General features: G+C 65.1%; 17 protein-coding genes. 9 read left to right on the forward strand and 8 right to left on the reverse strand.

What is annotated here, in order from left to right; all coding sequences use genetic code 11:
* Nucleotides 1-135: 135 nt before the first annotated feature.
* The 7 genes from FJ964_RS14960 (at nucleotide 136) to FJ964_RS30985 (ending at nucleotide 4,472) form a co-directional block, all read left to right on the forward strand.
* Entirely contained in the window at nucleotides 136-360 is a 225-nt protein-coding gene (locus FJ964_RS14960; protein ID WP_135901951.1) for a DUF2007 domain-containing protein, read from the forward strand.
* The gene (locus FJ964_RS14965; protein ID WP_140551084.1) at nucleotides 360-1,160 is read left to right on the forward strand and encodes a methyltransferase; all 801 of its coding nucleotides are present in this window, start codon (nucleotides 360-362) and stop codon (nucleotides 1,158-1,160) included. The genes FJ964_RS14960 and FJ964_RS14965 overlap by 1 nt, the downstream gene beginning before the upstream one ends.
* An 87-nt stretch (nucleotides 1,161-1,247) precedes the next feature.
* Entirely contained in the window at nucleotides 1,248-2,111 is an 864-nt protein-coding gene (locus FJ964_RS14970; protein WP_140551085.1) for a S49 family peptidase, read from the forward strand.
* A gap of 137 nt (nucleotides 2,112-2,248) precedes the next feature.
* Nucleotides 2,249-2,434, forward strand: a complete 186-nt coding sequence (locus FJ964_RS14975) for a hypothetical protein (RefSeq protein WP_140497980.1) — start codon at nucleotides 2,249-2,251, stop codon at nucleotides 2,432-2,434.
* Between the two features lie 50 nt (nucleotides 2,435-2,484).
* Nucleotides 2,485-3,363 carry a 4-(cytidine 5'-diphospho)-2-C-methyl-D-erythritol kinase gene (locus FJ964_RS14980; RefSeq protein WP_140551086.1) on the forward strand — a complete coding sequence of 293 codons (879 nt, stop codon included), beginning with the start codon at nucleotides 2,485-2,487 and terminating at the stop codon, nucleotides 3,361-3,363.
* Entirely contained in the window at nucleotides 3,350-3,904 is a 555-nt protein-coding gene (moaB, locus tag FJ964_RS14985; protein WP_140551087.1) for a molybdenum cofactor biosynthesis protein B, read from the forward strand. Before FJ964_RS14980 ends, moaB begins: the two co-directional genes overlap by 14 nt.
* Before the next feature lie 322 nt (nucleotides 3,905-4,226).
* Nucleotides 4,227-4,472 carry a hypothetical protein gene (locus tag FJ964_RS30985; RefSeq protein WP_181172480.1) on the forward strand — a complete coding sequence of 82 codons (246 nt, stop codon included), beginning with the start codon at nucleotides 4,227-4,229 and terminating at the stop codon, nucleotides 4,470-4,472.
* Nucleotides 4,473-4,620: 148 nt separating this feature from the next.
* On the opposite strand, the gene FJ964_RS14990 is transcribed toward FJ964_RS30985, so the two are convergent.
* Nucleotides 4,621-5,145 carry a glycosyltransferase gene (locus tag FJ964_RS14990; protein WP_140551088.1) on the reverse strand — a complete coding sequence of 175 codons (525 nt, stop codon included), beginning with the start codon at nucleotides 5,143-5,145 and terminating at the stop codon, nucleotides 4,621-4,623.
* 150 nt (nucleotides 5,146-5,295) lie between these two features.
* On the opposite strand from FJ964_RS14990, the gene FJ964_RS14995 reads away from it, so the two are divergent.
* Nucleotides 5,296-6,450, forward strand: coding sequence for a PA0069 family radical SAM protein (locus FJ964_RS14995; protein ID WP_140551310.1), 1,155 nt, complete (start codon nucleotides 5,296-5,298; stop codon nucleotides 6,448-6,450).
* 141 nt (nucleotides 6,451-6,591) lie between these two features.
* On the forward strand, nucleotides 6,592-7,287 hold the full coding sequence (locus tag FJ964_RS15000) for a ribonuclease HII (RefSeq protein WP_140551089.1): 696 nt from the start codon (nucleotides 6,592-6,594) through the stop codon (nucleotides 7,285-7,287).
* Nucleotides 7,288-7,576: 289 nt separating this feature from the next.
* Here the strand turns inward: FJ964_RS15000 and FJ964_RS15005 are convergent, their stop codons facing one another.
* The 7 genes from FJ964_RS15005 to FJ964_RS15035 all read right to left on the reverse strand — a co-directional run bounded on the left by FJ964_RS15005 (nucleotide 7,577) and on the right by FJ964_RS15035 (nucleotide 13,200).
* On the reverse strand, nucleotides 7,577-8,068 hold the full coding sequence (locus FJ964_RS15005) for a F0F1 ATP synthase subunit B (RefSeq protein WP_140551090.1): 492 nt from the start codon (nucleotides 8,066-8,068) through the stop codon (nucleotides 7,577-7,579).
* Between the two features lie 10 nt (nucleotides 8,069-8,078).
* On the reverse strand, nucleotides 8,079-8,678 hold the full coding sequence (locus tag FJ964_RS15010) for a F0F1 ATP synthase subunit B (protein WP_140497966.1): 600 nt from the start codon (nucleotides 8,676-8,678) through the stop codon (nucleotides 8,079-8,081).
* Between the two features lie 94 nt (nucleotides 8,679-8,772).
* Nucleotides 8,773-8,997, reverse strand: a complete 225-nt coding sequence (locus FJ964_RS15015) for a F0F1 ATP synthase subunit C (protein ID WP_140497964.1) — start codon at nucleotides 8,995-8,997, stop codon at nucleotides 8,773-8,775.
* Between the two features lie 85 nt (nucleotides 8,998-9,082).
* Nucleotides 9,083-9,841: a F0F1 ATP synthase subunit A gene (locus FJ964_RS15020; protein WP_140497962.1), complete on the reverse strand. Its 759-nt coding sequence runs from the start codon at nucleotides 9,839-9,841 to the stop codon at nucleotides 9,083-9,085.
* Nucleotides 9,842-9,927: 86 nt separating this feature from the next.
* Nucleotides 9,928-10,326, reverse strand: coding sequence for an AtpZ/AtpI family protein (locus FJ964_RS15025; RefSeq protein ID WP_140551091.1), 399 nt, complete (start codon nucleotides 10,324-10,326; stop codon nucleotides 9,928-9,930).
* Between the two features lie 256 nt (nucleotides 10,327-10,582).
* Nucleotides 10,583-11,764, reverse strand: coding sequence for a cell wall hydrolase (locus FJ964_RS15030; RefSeq protein ID WP_140551092.1), 1,182 nt, complete (start codon nucleotides 11,762-11,764; stop codon nucleotides 10,583-10,585).
* Nucleotides 11,765-11,832: 68 nt separating this feature from the next.
* Nucleotides 11,833-13,200, reverse strand: a complete 1,368-nt coding sequence (locus FJ964_RS15035) for an MFS transporter (protein WP_140551093.1) — start codon at nucleotides 13,198-13,200, stop codon at nucleotides 11,833-11,835.
* Nucleotides 13,201-13,228: the final 28 nt, after the last annotated feature.

The following is a 13,228-nucleotide window of genomic DNA, read 5'->3' on the forward strand; positions in this document are numbered from 1 at the left end:
CGACGGCACCCTTGGTTCCGTTACGGACTCTAGGGCGGCGAACGCTGCCACGGCAAGTGGCGAATTGGCGCGGCTGCTCTGGTTTCGGGCCCCGCATGCGTTTACATGAACGCGGCAAACTGAGAGTTTCGTCCGATGATAGAGCTCATTCGCACCAACGACGCCGTCATCATCTCCTTCGTCGAATCGCTGATGCGCGATGCCGGCATCGGCTGCTTCGTGGCCGACCAGAATATGAGCGTGCTCGACGGCTCGCTCGGCATCCTGCCGCGGCGCGTCATGGTCGACGCCGACAAGGCCGATGCCGCGCGGCGCATCCTGACGGATGCCGGCATCGCCAACGAGATCCGCCAAAAATAATGTCCGCCGCGCCAGCCGCCCTCGCCCCGGACACGCCGGCCCACACGGTCGATGCCTTCCATCGCGGCCGGTTCTGGCTGGTGCAGCCCAAGCATGGCGGCCATCGCGCCGGCATGGACGCCATGATGCTGGCGGCTGCCGTGCCATCCTCGTTCGGCGGGCGTCTCGCCGATTTCGGCGCCGGCGCCGGTGCCGCGGCACTTGCCGTTCTGGCGCGCTGCCCGACGGCCCGGGCCGTTCTGGTCGAACGCGCGCCGGAAATGGCGGCTTTCGCCGCGGCCACGCTCGCGCATCCCGGCAACGCGCATCTCGCCGACCGCGCTTGCGTGCTCGTCGCCAATGTCGCGCTTTCGGGCCGCGCCAGGACGGCGGCCGGCCTCGGCGACAATGATTTCGATTTCGTCATCATGAATCCTCCCTTCAACGCCGCGCAGGACCGCGCCACGCCCGAGCGCCTGAGAAAGGAAGCGCATGTCATGGAGGACGGGCTGTTAGAGGGCTGGATCCGCAGTGCCGCAGCGGTGGTCAGGCCGCGCGGCGGGCTTGCCGTCATCGCGCGGCCCGAGCAACTCGGTTCGCTTCTCGATGCGATCGCGGGCCGCTTCGGCGACGCCGAGATGCTGGCCGTGCATCCCCGCCCCGATGCCGCGGCGATCCGCATCATCGTCAGGGCAACGCTCGGAGCGCGCGGCAAACTCGCCATCCGGCCACCTTTGATGCTTCACGCGCAGACGGGCGACGGCCCGTCGGAACGGACGGAGATGATCAACAACGGCCTCGCCTCCTTGTTCGGAGATTGAACACAACCTGGCCGCGATGGCCGCGGCATTGCCGTTGGCCTTGAAATTCCTACATGCTGGCAACCCATCGAGCGGAGATCGACCTCAGTGAAACGCCTTTTCAACCGCCTGCTGCCGAAATCCTGGCGTTCCACGGTCGTCACCATTCCGGTTATCCGGTTGCACGGCACCATCCTGGCGGGGGGCGGCCCGTTCCGTCCGAGCCTGTCGCTTGCCTCCACCGCCGGGCTGATCGAGAAGGCGTTTTCCTTCGACGCGCCTGCGATCGCCATCTCCATCAATTCGCCCGGCGGCTCGCCGGTGCAGTCGCGGCTGATCTTCAAGCGTATCCGCGACCTGGCGATCGAGAAGAACAGAAAGGTGCTGGTCTTCGTCGAGGACGTCGCTGCCTCGGGCGGCTACATGATCGCGGTTGCCGGCGATGAGATTTTCGCCGACCCGTCGTCCATCGTCGGCTCGATCGGCGTGGTGTCGGCCTCGTTCGGCTTCCCGGAGCTGATGAAGAAGATCGGCGTCGAGCGCCGCGTCCACACGGCGGGGCAGAACAAGTCGGTGCTCGATCCGTTCAAGCCCGAGAAGAAGGAAGACATCGAACGGCTGAAGGCGCTGCAGCTCGACGTGCACGAAACCTTCATCGATCTGGTCAAGGAGCGGCGCGGTACCAAGCTGAAGGACGATCCCGACCTGTTCACGGGCCTGTTCTGGACCGGCAAGCGGGGCCTGGAGCTTGGGCTTGTCGATGCGCTCGGCGACATGCGATCCGTGCTCAAGACGCGGTTCGGGGCGAAAACCCAACTCAAGCTGATCTCGGCGCCGCGCGGTTTGTTCGGCCGCTTCGGGCTGTTCGGCTCGAGCAAGGGCTTTTCGGCGCCCGACATTGCCGCCGCTGCCACCGGCGGCGTGATCGATGCGGCGCAAGAGCGCGCCTTGTGGGCGCGCTTCGGGCTTTGAAAACCCGGTAAAACCGTCTACCATGAACCCCGAAGTTCCATGCATGTCGTTTTTCTCCAGGAACCGCCTTTGGACGACATGCGTCAACCGACCTGACCGGCCGCCCTTCGCCGGCCCAGCGTGGGAGGAGTTTTGATATGCCGCAGATCATTTTCTTCGCCGTCGTCGGGATCGCCGCCTATTTTGGCTACCGCACCTTTATCCGCGAGGCCGAGCGCGTGACCGCCAAGGTGCGGCGCACCGAAAAGCAGACGGCAAACGGCGCGATGGGGACGCTGGTGAAGGATCCGAAGACCGGCGAGTACCGGCTGGCCAAGGACTGATCCTCATTTCACTCGCAATCGAGAGCCTGGAATCCGGCCAGCGCGTCCGGATGTGGCCGGCGCCCGCCAAGATAAACCTCGCCCTGCACGTCACCGGCAGACGCGATGACGGCTACCATCTGATCGAAAGCCTGGCGGTGTTCACGCGCTTTGGCGACAGGATCGAGATCGCGCTTGCCGAGCGAGACGATTTCAACGTGTCCGGCCGCTACGCTCCGGATGTTCCCCTCGACGGCAGCAATCTGGTGCTCAGGGCGCGCGACGCGCTGCGGCAGGCGGCCGGTCCTCGCGGCACGCCGCCGGTCTCGATCAAGCTTGAAAAGAACTTGCCGGTCGCTTCCGGCGTCGGCGGCGGATCGAGCGATGCGGCAGCGGTTCTGCGCGGGCTTGCGGCGAGTTGGCGACTCGACATCGCCGATGCCGCGCTGGCGCGGATCGGGCTTTCGCTCGGCGCCGACATTCCCATGTGCCTGGCGGCCAGGCCGCTGATTGCAAGCGGCATCGGCGAGGTGCTGTCGCTCGTGCCTGATTTCTCGGCGCTCGGACTGGTGCTGGTCAATCCCGGCAAGGCGGTCTCGACAGCCGAGGTGTTCAACGCGCTGTCGCGGCGCGACAATGAAGGGCTGCCGCCGCTGCCGCGCGTGGTCGACTTCCACGGCCTGCGCAACTGGCTGGAGATTACCCGCAACGACCTCGAGCCGGCGGCCCGCGCCATAGAGCCCGCGATCGGCAAGGCGCTTTCGGTGCTGAACAGGGCCGGAGCCGGTTTTGCCCGCATGTCGGGTTCCGGCGCCACCTGCTTCGGCCTGTTCGAGACCGGCAACGTCGCCAAGCGCGCGGCAGCCGACATCCGCGCCCGGCAACCCGACTGGTTCGTCGCCGCGACGCGCAGCATGACAGCGGAAGCAGATGCCCATGGCCAGGATTGACGAGAGCCGTTCTTTCATCCCCGTGCGCATTGCGGTGCTGACCGTTTCCGACACGCGCGGCCTTGCCGACGACAGGTCCGGCCAGACGCTGGCCGACCGCATCGCGGAAGCCGGCCACATCCTCGCCGCCCGCGACATCGTCACCGACGACCGCGACAAGATCCAGGACAAGGTTCTGGCGTGGTCGCGTGACAAGGACATCGACGTCGTCATCACCACCGGCGGCACCGGCTTCACCGGTCGCGACGTGACGCCGGACGCGCTGGAGCCGATCTTCGAAAAGCGCATGGACGGCTTTTCCGAGGTGTTCCACCGCATTTCCTACGACAAGATCGGCACCTCAACGATCCAGAGCCGGGCGACCGGCGGCGTCGTCAACGCCACCTTCGTCTTCGTGCTGCCGGGCTCGCCCGGCGCCTGCAAGGATGCCTGGGACGGCATCTTGAAGGCGCAGCTCGATTACCGGCACATGCCCTGCAACTTCGTCGAGATCATGCCGCGCCTGGACGAGCACCTGCGGCGCGGCATGTCGGCTCCGTAAAACGGAGGCAAGGCGCCGGGTTCACGCCGCTCTTGCCAGGCAGAACACCACCTTCGCCTTCGGAAGACCATTCCAAACCGGATGCGGGAGGACGTATCGTCTCGCGGCGGCGGCCATCGCCGTTGACGACGGGATGGATGCGATGACTGTGCATGGTGGCGGGTGCCATTGCGGCAACATATGCCTTCGATTTTCAACCGAGCTCGATCCATCGAAAATCGAGGTTCGCGCCTGCCAGTGCTCGTTCTGTACCAGGCATGGTTCGCGCGCCGTCGCCGATCCGGACGGCAGGCTGATCATCTCAGTCAAGGACGTCCGGCGATTGAAGAAATACCGTTTTGGATTGGGGACGGCCGACTACCTGATCTGCGGCGAATGCGGCGTCTATACCGCCGCAATCGCCGGAGAGGACGATGCCAGGGCAATCGTCATCATCAACGCCCTGGACGATCAACGGTCGTTCAGTCAGGAACCGATCCCTGTCGACTACGACGCGGAAAGCAAGGCACAGCGTCGAGCTAGACGTCGCCTTCGCTGGATGCCTGTGGAGATGCGTTTTGGCGAATGACCGGCTCGCCGTGGAAACGTCGACGCCAAGGCCGCGAGACGCCGAAACCACTTCCATCATCAGCCGCGGCCTGCGCGCCGGCACCCGCGTGATCGGAAGCTAGCTGCGCGTCACATGTGCAACGCACGTAGACAGAGCAGCTGCAAAATCATTTGGACGGGCGGTGCTCTTGTTTTGCCGGAGCGGCCCAGATTTCGGCATCCAGCCGCTTGGTCGCCAGGCCGCGAGCGAGGGCCTCGGCGCTGCCGGCATTTTTCGACAAGGACGCGGCCTGGCGCTTGCTGATCAGCAGCCCGTCGGCCAAGGCCCGGTTTCCCGAGAAGATCCGGGCCAGGAATCGCGCGCGGCCGGCGCGTGTGCGTGAAAACCGCGCCGCCATGGTTTGCCTCGCGGTATGCGCAACGACCTCGTCGATCCATCCGTCGACCAGTCGCGCGCCCGGTTCCAGCAGCAACAGCCAATCGCCCTTCGCATGCCGGATGGCGGCCGCGACCCCGTCGGTCGCATACTGGCAACCGGCATGCTCGGCGACGCGATGGGTCTGGTCGGTGGAACCGGTGTCGCAGACGATGACCTCGCGCACCACGCCCTCGACCGCGCCGCCGATCAGCGTCGCCAGCGTGCGGGCGAGGCCCTCCTCGTCATTGTGGGTCTCGATGAGAACGGTGAGCATCGTTTGCCGAATAGCGGAAAGCGGAACGCAGCGCCAGTTTTTGCGGCGCACCATAAAAAGTTCTTGCTTTGTTCTCTTTCGGCAAATAGGATTAAATTCATGAGCAGAGCGATTCGAAGCAACATGGACAGTCCCTGGGAGCGGGCGAAGATGGAACCGATCATGCGCGCCGACATTGCCGCCTTCGGAGCAGGACGAGCCGAGATGGCCAACGCGATGATCGAGCAGAGCGGCATGCGCGTGCGTCCGGACCGCAACCGCGGCCGGTCGGCAGGCATCAACCCGTCCGGTCGGTTCGAGCCCGTCAGCCGGCATGTCTTCGACGATGGCTGGAACTCGCTGGAGGAACTGCCTCCCTTCAAGACCGAGGTGCAGGTCGAGAAGCCGCGCACCATCATTACCCGCAATGAATCGCCCGACATCTCCTTCGACCGCTCGATCAATCCCTATCGGGGTTGCGAGCATGGCTGCGTCTACTGCTTTGCGCGGCCTACGCATAGTTTCATGGGCCTGTCGCCGGGGCTGGATTTCGAATCCAAGCTGTTCGCCAAGCCGGACGCGGCGCGCCTGCTCGACAAGGAACTGTCGAAGGACGGTTACCAGCCGAGGACCATCGCCATCGGCACCAACACAGATCCCTACCAGCCGATCGAAAAACAGTACCGGATCATGCGCGAGATCCTCGAAGTGCTGGAGGCGCGCGGGCACCCGGTCGGCATCGTCACCAAATCCGCTCTGGTGACGCGCGATATCGATATCTTGTCACGCATGGCCGAACGGGGCCTCGCCAAGGTGGCGTTGTCGGTGACGACGCTCGACCGCATGCTGGCGCGCACCATGGAGCCACGCGCCTCGACGCCGAGCAAGCGGCTGGAGGCGATCAGGCAGCTTGCGGATGCCGGCATCCCTGCTTCGGTCATGGTGGCACCGATCATCCCCGGGCTGACCGACCAGGAGATGGAACGCATCCTCGATTCGGCGCACCATGCCGGCGCACGCGAGGCGGGCTATGTCGTGCTGCGCCTGCCGCTCGAGGTCAGCCCGATCTTCAAGGACTGGCTGTTGCGCCACTATCCCGACCGCTATCGCCATGTGATGTCGCTGATCCGCTCGATGCGCGAGGGCAAGGATTACGATTCGGAATGGGGCAAGCGCATGAAGGGCGCGGGTCCTTACGCCTGGCAGATCGGCCGGCGCTTCGAGATCACCGCCAAGCGGCTCGGTCTCAATGCCGAGCGGCGCACGCTGCGGACCGACCAGTTCGTCGCCGCCGGCAAGGACCAGGAGCAGTTGATGCTGCTTTGAACGACCACGGCTGTTTGCCGCCGTGGCGAAAAAATCCCGTCCGGCCTGCCCCGGCCTGCAGACGTGCCCTCCCGGTCCGGCGCCCCACCCGACCCGGAGGGACTTGCGGAGAATCAGAGCCGATGCGAACCTCGCCGCAACATGGCTCGCGCGCGTTCTGATTCTCCGCCTCTCTTCGAAATCGTCGAGAAACCCGATTTCTCCTTCGAGACGAAGGCGATGGCCGAAGGCCTGTGGCCGGTGGCGGGGATGGACGAGGCCGGACGCGGCCCGCTGGCCGGACCGGTGGTGGCGGCTGCGGTTGTGCTCGACCCTGCCAACATCCCCGACGGCCTCGACGATTCCAAACGGCTTAGCCACTTGCAGCGCGAGGCGCTGTTCGTGCGCATCATCGGTTCCGCGCTTGGCGTGTCGATGGCTTCGGTCAGCGCCGAGGGCATTGACGGCAGCAACATCCTCAAGGCGAGCCTGGAGGCGATGCGCCGTGCGGTCGCCGGCCTGCCGGTGCGGCCGAAGCTCGCGCTTGCCGATGGGCGCGACGTGCCGCCGGGCCTGGCTTGCGCGGGGCGCGCGCTGATCAAGGGCGACCAGCGCTCGCAATCCATCGCCGCCGCCTCGATCGTCGCCAAGGTGATGCGCGACCGCATGATGTGCGGCTGCGGCAGCCATCACCAGCACTACGGCTTCGAAGTGCATATGGGCTACGCCACGGTCCGCCATCGCACCGCGATCGAAACGCACGGGCCGGTGGCGCGGCTGCACCGCACCTCGTTTGCGCCGTTCAGGCTCGGGGGCGCCGAGGTGGTGGAAGAAGAAAGCTTCGCGGGGCTGGAGTGAGCCGGCAGCGATAACAGCCGATCTCCCCCCTCGTGGGGGAGATGTCCGGCAGGACAGAGGGGGGCGCGAAAGATCGCTACCTTCCAGAACTACCTCTACTCACGCAGAAGTCGCAAGGCCGCGCAGGGATTGTCTGAGGGATTGTCTGACGGGCTGGCGGGACAGCGCCCCCCTCTGCCCTGCCGGGCATCTCCCCCACGAGGGGGGAGATTGGCGGCCTCGGCGCACCGCCCAACAAAAAAGCCGCCAGGTTTCCCCGGCGGCTTTTTGATTTCCAAACGGCGTCAGCTCAGTTCAGCTTCGCCTTCACGTCCTGCAGCGAGGCCTTGAACAAATCGGCTCCCGCCTTGGCATCGATCTTGCCGGCGAGCAGCGTGCGAGCGGCTTCGACGGCGATGTCGACGGCGCTGGCGCGCACTTCGCCGATCGCCTCGCGCTCGGCCTGGCCGATCTTCTGTTCGGCGAGAGCGGTGCGCCGCGCGACGTAGTCCTCGGTCTTCTTATGCGCCTCGGCGGCGAGCAGTTCGGCTTCGCGCTTGGCCGCGGCGACGATGTCTGCGGCCTCCTGCTCGGCTTCCTTGCGCTTGCGCTGGTATTGGCCAAGCAGTTGCTGGGCCTCCTCGCGCAGCCTGCGCGCTTCGTCGAGCTCGCTGCTGATCCTGGCGGCGCGGGCATCGAGCGCCTTGGCGATCAGGCGGGGCACCTTGATGTAGATGGCGATGGCCAAAAAGATGACCAGGGCGATCGTGGCCCAGAGCGTTGCAAGAGATGTGGCGTCCATGATGCGCTCCTCACCCGGCCACGGATTTGACCGCGGCCGCGATCTCGGCCTTGCTGGCCTTGCCGCCGACCAGCGCCTCGACGATCGCCGAGGCAGTGTCCTCGGCGATGCTGCCGACTTCCTTCATGGCGTTGGCCTTGATGGAAGAAATGCGCGCCTCGGCCTCGCCGAGCTTCTCGTCGAGCGCGGCCTCGATCTTCTTGCGCGCGGTCTCGGCTTCCGCCTTGGCCGCATCATTGGCCTGCTGGCCGATGGCGTTGGCGTTCTTCTTGGCTTCCGCCAATTCCTGCTCGTAGGCAGCAACGGCGGCGTCGGCCTCGCCCTTCAACTTCGCGGCCTGATCGAGATCCTGGCTGATGCGATCGTTGCGGACATCGATGATGCCGCCGACGCGCGGCACCACCACCCTCTTCAGGAAGAGGTAGAAGAGCCCGAACGTGATCGCCAGCCAAAGAAGCTGCGACGGAAACGTCGCCGGATCGAATGGCGGAAACATGCCATGCGCTTCGGCAGGCACGCTGGTGCCGGAATGCGTGTCGCCTTCCGTCGCAGCGTGGCCTGCCTCGGTGGCAGGCGCGGACTCTTGCGCAAAGGCAGATGTCACGAACATGGACTATCCCCTGATATCAGACCCGCCGCTCTCGCGGCCGGCCTGTCCAATCTTCCCATAGCTTCGCCAAATAACGGCTCAGCCAAACAGGGGCTCAGCCGAACAGGGCCAGCAGCGCGATGAGAAGCGAGAAGATGCCCAGAGCTTCGGTCACGGCGAAGCCGAAGATCAGGCGGCCGAACTGGCCATCGGCGGCCGACGGGTTGCGCAGCGCGCCCGAGAGATAGCTGCCGAAGATGTTGCCGAGGCCAATGCCCGCGCCGCCCATGCCGAGGCAAGCGATGCCGGCGCCGATGTACTTTGCTGCTTCTACGTCCATTTGTTCAACTCCTTTGGATCTGAAATTCCGTTGCGATTCCATTCCGGCGGCAATGTTGGAAACTCTTGCGTCGGAAACTTTTGATTTAGTGTCCCGGGTGCAGGGCGTCGTTGAGGTACATGCAGGTCAGCACCGCGAAGACGTAGGCCTGAAGGAAGGCGACCAGCAGTTCGAGCGCCGTCAACGCCACGGCCATCGCCAGCGGCAGAACCGAGCCAGCGACGCCGACCGCGCCCAGCGCCGAGAGGCTGACGACGAAGCCGGAGAAGACCTTCAGCGTGATGTGCCCGGCGAGCATATTGGCGAACAGACGAACCGAGAGGCTGACGGGGCGCGACACGAAGGAGATCACTTCGATCAGAACTACCAGCGGCAGCAGGAACACCGGCACGCCTTGCGGCACGAACAGCTTGAGGAAACCAAGGCCGTGCTTGCCGAAACCGTAGACAATCACGGTGCCGATAACCAAGACGGCGAGGCCGAAGGTGACGATGATGTGGCTGGTGACGGTGAAGAAATAAGGGAACAGGCCAAGCAGGTTGGCGACCAGCACGAACATGAACAGGGAAAAGACGAAGGGAAAGAACTTCATGCCCTGCGTGCCGGCGGCGTCGCGCAACATGTTGCCGACGAATTCATAGGCCATTTCGGAGATCGATTGCAGCCGGCCGGGAACGAGGCTGCGGCTCGACGTTGTCAGAAACAGGAATGCCGCGGCCACGACCACGGTCGCGACCATGAACAGCGCCGAATTGGTAAAGGACAAGTCGTAGCCGCCGATATCGATCGGTATCAGCTTGTTGATATGGAACTGGTGGATCGGATCGACCTTGTCAGCTGCCACGTTCAAACCCCGTCAGTGCCGCATGCGGCCTTGTTACCATGCCGCCCGTCGAAAGGCGGCTATTTCCAAGTGCCGCCTTCAGGCGGTCACTTGCTGTCGTCGCGGCCAGGGCGCGATTTGTCGCCCTGTCCGAATTCCGCCACAACGCCTGCCGAACGCATGACATTGAGCACGCCCGCGCCAAAACCAAGCAGCAGAAACACGATCAGACCCCATGGCGATGTCCCCGCCAGACGGTCGATGATCCAGCCGATGGCGGCACCGACCACCACCCCGGCGATGAACTCGCTGGACAGCTTGAGTGCCTGACCGTACCCGGTCACTGGTTTCGCGTCTTTCCCCTCGAGCCGGTCCGGCCGTCTTGTCGCAAGCGATGCTTCAAGTTCACGCCGGCGGCGCTCAAGTTCGTCGTCGCGGATGGCGGCTTCGTGCTGCTTGCCGCGGCCGGTTTCTCCGGTTCCGCCTGGCCCAGTTTCGTCGGCCATCGCAACCCCCCTGCCCGGGCAGACCGTCACCGTCCGTCCGCTTCTAAAGTCGCCGGCAACATAGTTAGAGGGTTTGCGCCCGTCAAGCCACGGGCGGAAGTTCCTTACCATGTATTTTATACAATGAAATCAACGCAGTAGCGAGGTGCGACATCGTGCCCGCCATGGCGGCGCGGACGCCTTGCGCGAATCCCCCGCGCGACGGCTCTTCGCCAGGCCGCGCAGCCGTGCGAAAATATCGGCGGCTATCGGGCGTTCAGCTCCAGCCGCCGCCATAGGTGCGGTAGAAGATATGCAGGCCGATCTTGGTCATCTTCTGCATCGTGCGCGCCCAGCCCGGATGGACGTAATTGGCATAATAGTGGGTCGACGAACCGACTTCGGGAATGAAGACCTTGCCGGCGGTCACCGCCATGCCGACATCCTGCGCGGTCTTGTAGGCGACTGGGTTGTCGATGCGCTTCTTCCTGCCGTCGCAGGCGAAGGAGAACTGGCAACGGTTGAACCAGCTATCGTTCTGGTAGACGACGCCGCAGATCGAATTGGGATAGGCCGGATTGCGGACGCGGTTGAGGATGACCTGGGCGACGGCGGCCTGGCCGCGCACGGATTCGCCCCGCGCCTCGAAATAGATGCCGTTGGCGAGGCATTTCTGCTCGGGCTTGGAGAAGACGCTTGCCGGAAGCGGATTCTGGATCCACGAATGGTCGCCCTTGGCCATCGGCGGGATGAAACGGCCGTTATTGGGCTCCTCGTCCTGGAGCAGGGCCTCGAAGGGCGACGCCTTGGCATAATCGGGCGCGGCCTGCGCATAGGCCGTCGCCAGCACATCCGGATGGTCATTATTGACCAGGGCGGCGAGCATGGGCGACACGCCGGGATCCGGCTTCTTGTCCTCACGCGCATGGAATGCCGCGGCGATCTGGATTTCCTTGCCTTTGATCCGGGGTTTGGCGAAAGCCATCTTCAGGCCGCTGTCCATGCTGGGGCGCAGCAGCGACGAGGTGCGCTCGAAGATCGAGCCGGCGTTGAAGTTCTTCGGCGGGGCGACGGGAGAGATCTGGACGATGCGCCCCTTCTTGTCGGCGCGCACGATGCGGTCCTCGTCGGGCGAGGTGCTGACCTTGCCGCCCTCGCCGCGAAAGGAGACGGCGCCGACGCCGGGCAGGCGCACCCCCGACCCGGAGAGCGACCCCGTCACGGCGTCGTCGACAAACGGCATCTCGGCCGCATGGACCGATCCGGCGACGGATTTCTCGACATAGGAATTCCAGCGGGTGGGCGCTTCGAGGCCGGAAACGAGGCTCGTCATGTCCTGGTAGGCGGAAACGGTCGGAAATCCGATCCAGATGCCGAGGCCGACGATGAAAGGCGCCACAAGGCTGCGTTTCTTCTCACCGGCGACGGCAACAAGGCGCGTCAAGACACGTCGATGCACGGAACTCTCTCCAGGAACGCTACTGACCCCACTGGAGAGCAAAATGATGCATTAACCTTGATGGGACGTTAACAGCTTCGATCGGGTTTTCCCGGTCGGCTCAGGGCTCGTGGTTGCGAAGTGGGGCGGTTTTGCGGCGGGACGGACACGCAGGCCGGCCGCAGGAAGATGGGCCACGCGATCAACGCGCACGCCGCGGCCGACAACCAGACGCCGGGCCAGGACCAGAGATGCAAGAGCCCCGGAATGGCCACCGGCACCAGGAAGAAGCCTATGAAAACGAAGCTGTTGGCCAGGCTGAGCGCGGTGCCGACATGGCCGGCGCCGGCAAGCGTGGCAAGCTCGGTGTAGGCGACGCCATGCCAGGCGGAGACCAGGATGCCTGCGACAATCAGCATCACGGGAAGCGTAGCCATCACGATGGGCTGGCCGCCTGATAGGGTCGGGCCGGCCAGGACCAGCAGCCAAAGCAGCGTGAAGGCAAGCGCGCTGAGCGCACTGCACAGGCGCAGGAACGGCCGGCGGTTGCCGTGGCGATCGGTGAAGCGGCCGCTCCAGACGCGCATCGCCATGGCGCCGGTCTGCACGGCGGCGAGGCTTGCGCTGGTGGCCAGGGTTCCCATGCCTGCGAAGTCGTGCAGGAAGACCGATGCGAAGGTGAGTACGGCCACTTGCGGAAAGCACAGCAGGCCGATGGCTGTCGCGATGCGCCAGACCTCGCCATTGCGCAGCGGCGGCGGCCCGGCAAAAGCGGTGGACGCGGCCGAACCATCACCCTGCATTGGTGGTTCGTGCAGCCAGCGCCAGGCGAAGAAGGCGGATAGCACGGAGAAGACGGCGAGCAGGCCATAGACCGCCGCGAAGCCATGCGTGGCGGCGAGCGACGGCAGGACAAGAGCGCCCAGCCCGCCGCCAAGCGGCACCGCCGTCTGCCGGATGCTCATGGCGAAGCCGCGCTCGCCTTCGCGAAACCAGCCCATGATGGCGCGGCCGCTCGAACCGTTGACGCTGCCGCCGAGCAGGCCGGTTACGAGCAAGGCGGCCGCCAGGACATGCACGCCCGGCACGCCGGACGGGGATGGAACGATGAGCAACGCCATCAGGAACAGCCACGCCGCCGTGGCGCCGAGCCCGGTCAAAAGCACACGTCGGTCGCCCCAGCGATCGGTGAGCAGGCCCCAGGGTAGTTCGCTGAGCGCAACGCCCAGACCGAGAAGGCCAAGCGCCAGGCCGAGCTGAGCATTGCCGAGATGATAGCCCTGCCGCATCAGCACCGCGGTTGCCGGTATGCCGGAGAAAGTAGCGGAAAAACCGGCATTGGCGGCGACGCCGATACCCAGCACCTTCCAGCGGTGGTTGGGCGTGAAGGTCCTGGAGCCGGAGCCTGCGGCTCGTGGCGCCGACTGACAATCGGTGCGGGTGACGATGGCGGACATGGTTTCATTCCCGTTTGCGGCCCGGTGA

It is taken from the genome of Mesorhizobium sp. B2-3-2 (assembly GCF_006442295.1).
In the GTDB taxonomy this organism is placed as follows: domain Bacteria; phylum Pseudomonadota; class Alphaproteobacteria; order Rhizobiales; family Rhizobiaceae; genus Mesorhizobium.

What these genes read in the sequence shown, in the direction of transcription:
- FJ964_RS14995 (WP_140551310.1), top strand. Translation starts at nt 5,296, where the DNA reads ATGGAACCGATCATGCGCGCCGACATTGCCGCCTTCGGAGCAGGACGA.
- FJ964_RS15035 (WP_140551093.1), bottom strand. Translation starts at nt 13,200, where the DNA reads ATGTCCGCCATCGTCACCCGCACCGATTGTCAGTCGGCGCCACGAGCC.
- FJ964_RS15000 (WP_140551089.1), top strand. Translation starts at nt 6,592, where the DNA reads ATGGCTCGCGCGCGTTCTGATTCTCCGCCTCTCTTCGAAATCGTCGAG.
- FJ964_RS15025 (WP_140551091.1), bottom strand. Translation starts at nt 10,326, where the DNA reads ATGGCCGACGAAACTGGGCCAGGCGGAACCGGAGAAACCGGCCGCGGC.
- FJ964_RS14960 (WP_135901951.1), top strand. Translation starts at nt 136, where the DNA reads ATGATAGAGCTCATTCGCACCAACGACGCCGTCATCATCTCCTTCGTC.
- moaB (WP_140551087.1), top strand. Translation starts at nt 3,350, where the DNA reads ATGGCCAGGATTGACGAGAGCCGTTCTTTCATCCCCGTGCGCATTGCG.
- FJ964_RS15015 (WP_140497964.1), bottom strand. Translation starts at nt 8,997, where the DNA reads ATGGACGTAGAAGCAGCAAAGTACATCGGCGCCGGCATCGCTTGCCTC.
- FJ964_RS14965 (WP_140551084.1), top strand. Translation starts at nt 360, where the DNA reads ATGTCCGCCGCGCCAGCCGCCCTCGCCCCGGACACGCCGGCCCACACG.
- FJ964_RS14990 (WP_140551088.1), bottom strand. Translation starts at nt 5,145, where the DNA reads ATGCTCACCGTTCTCATCGAGACCCACAATGACGAGGAGGGCCTCGCC.
- FJ964_RS14975 (WP_140497980.1), top strand. Translation starts at nt 2,249, where the DNA reads ATGCCGCAGATCATTTTCTTCGCCGTCGTCGGGATCGCCGCCTATTTT.
- FJ964_RS15005 (WP_140551090.1), bottom strand. Translation starts at nt 8,068, where the DNA reads ATGGACGCCACATCTCTTGCAACGCTCTGGGCCACGATCGCCCTGGTC.
- FJ964_RS14980 (WP_140551086.1), top strand. Translation starts at nt 2,485, where the DNA reads ATGTGGCCGGCGCCCGCCAAGATAAACCTCGCCCTGCACGTCACCGGC.
- FJ964_RS15010 (WP_140497966.1), bottom strand. Translation starts at nt 8,678, where the DNA reads ATGTTCGTGACATCTGCCTTTGCGCAAGAGTCCGCGCCTGCCACCGAG.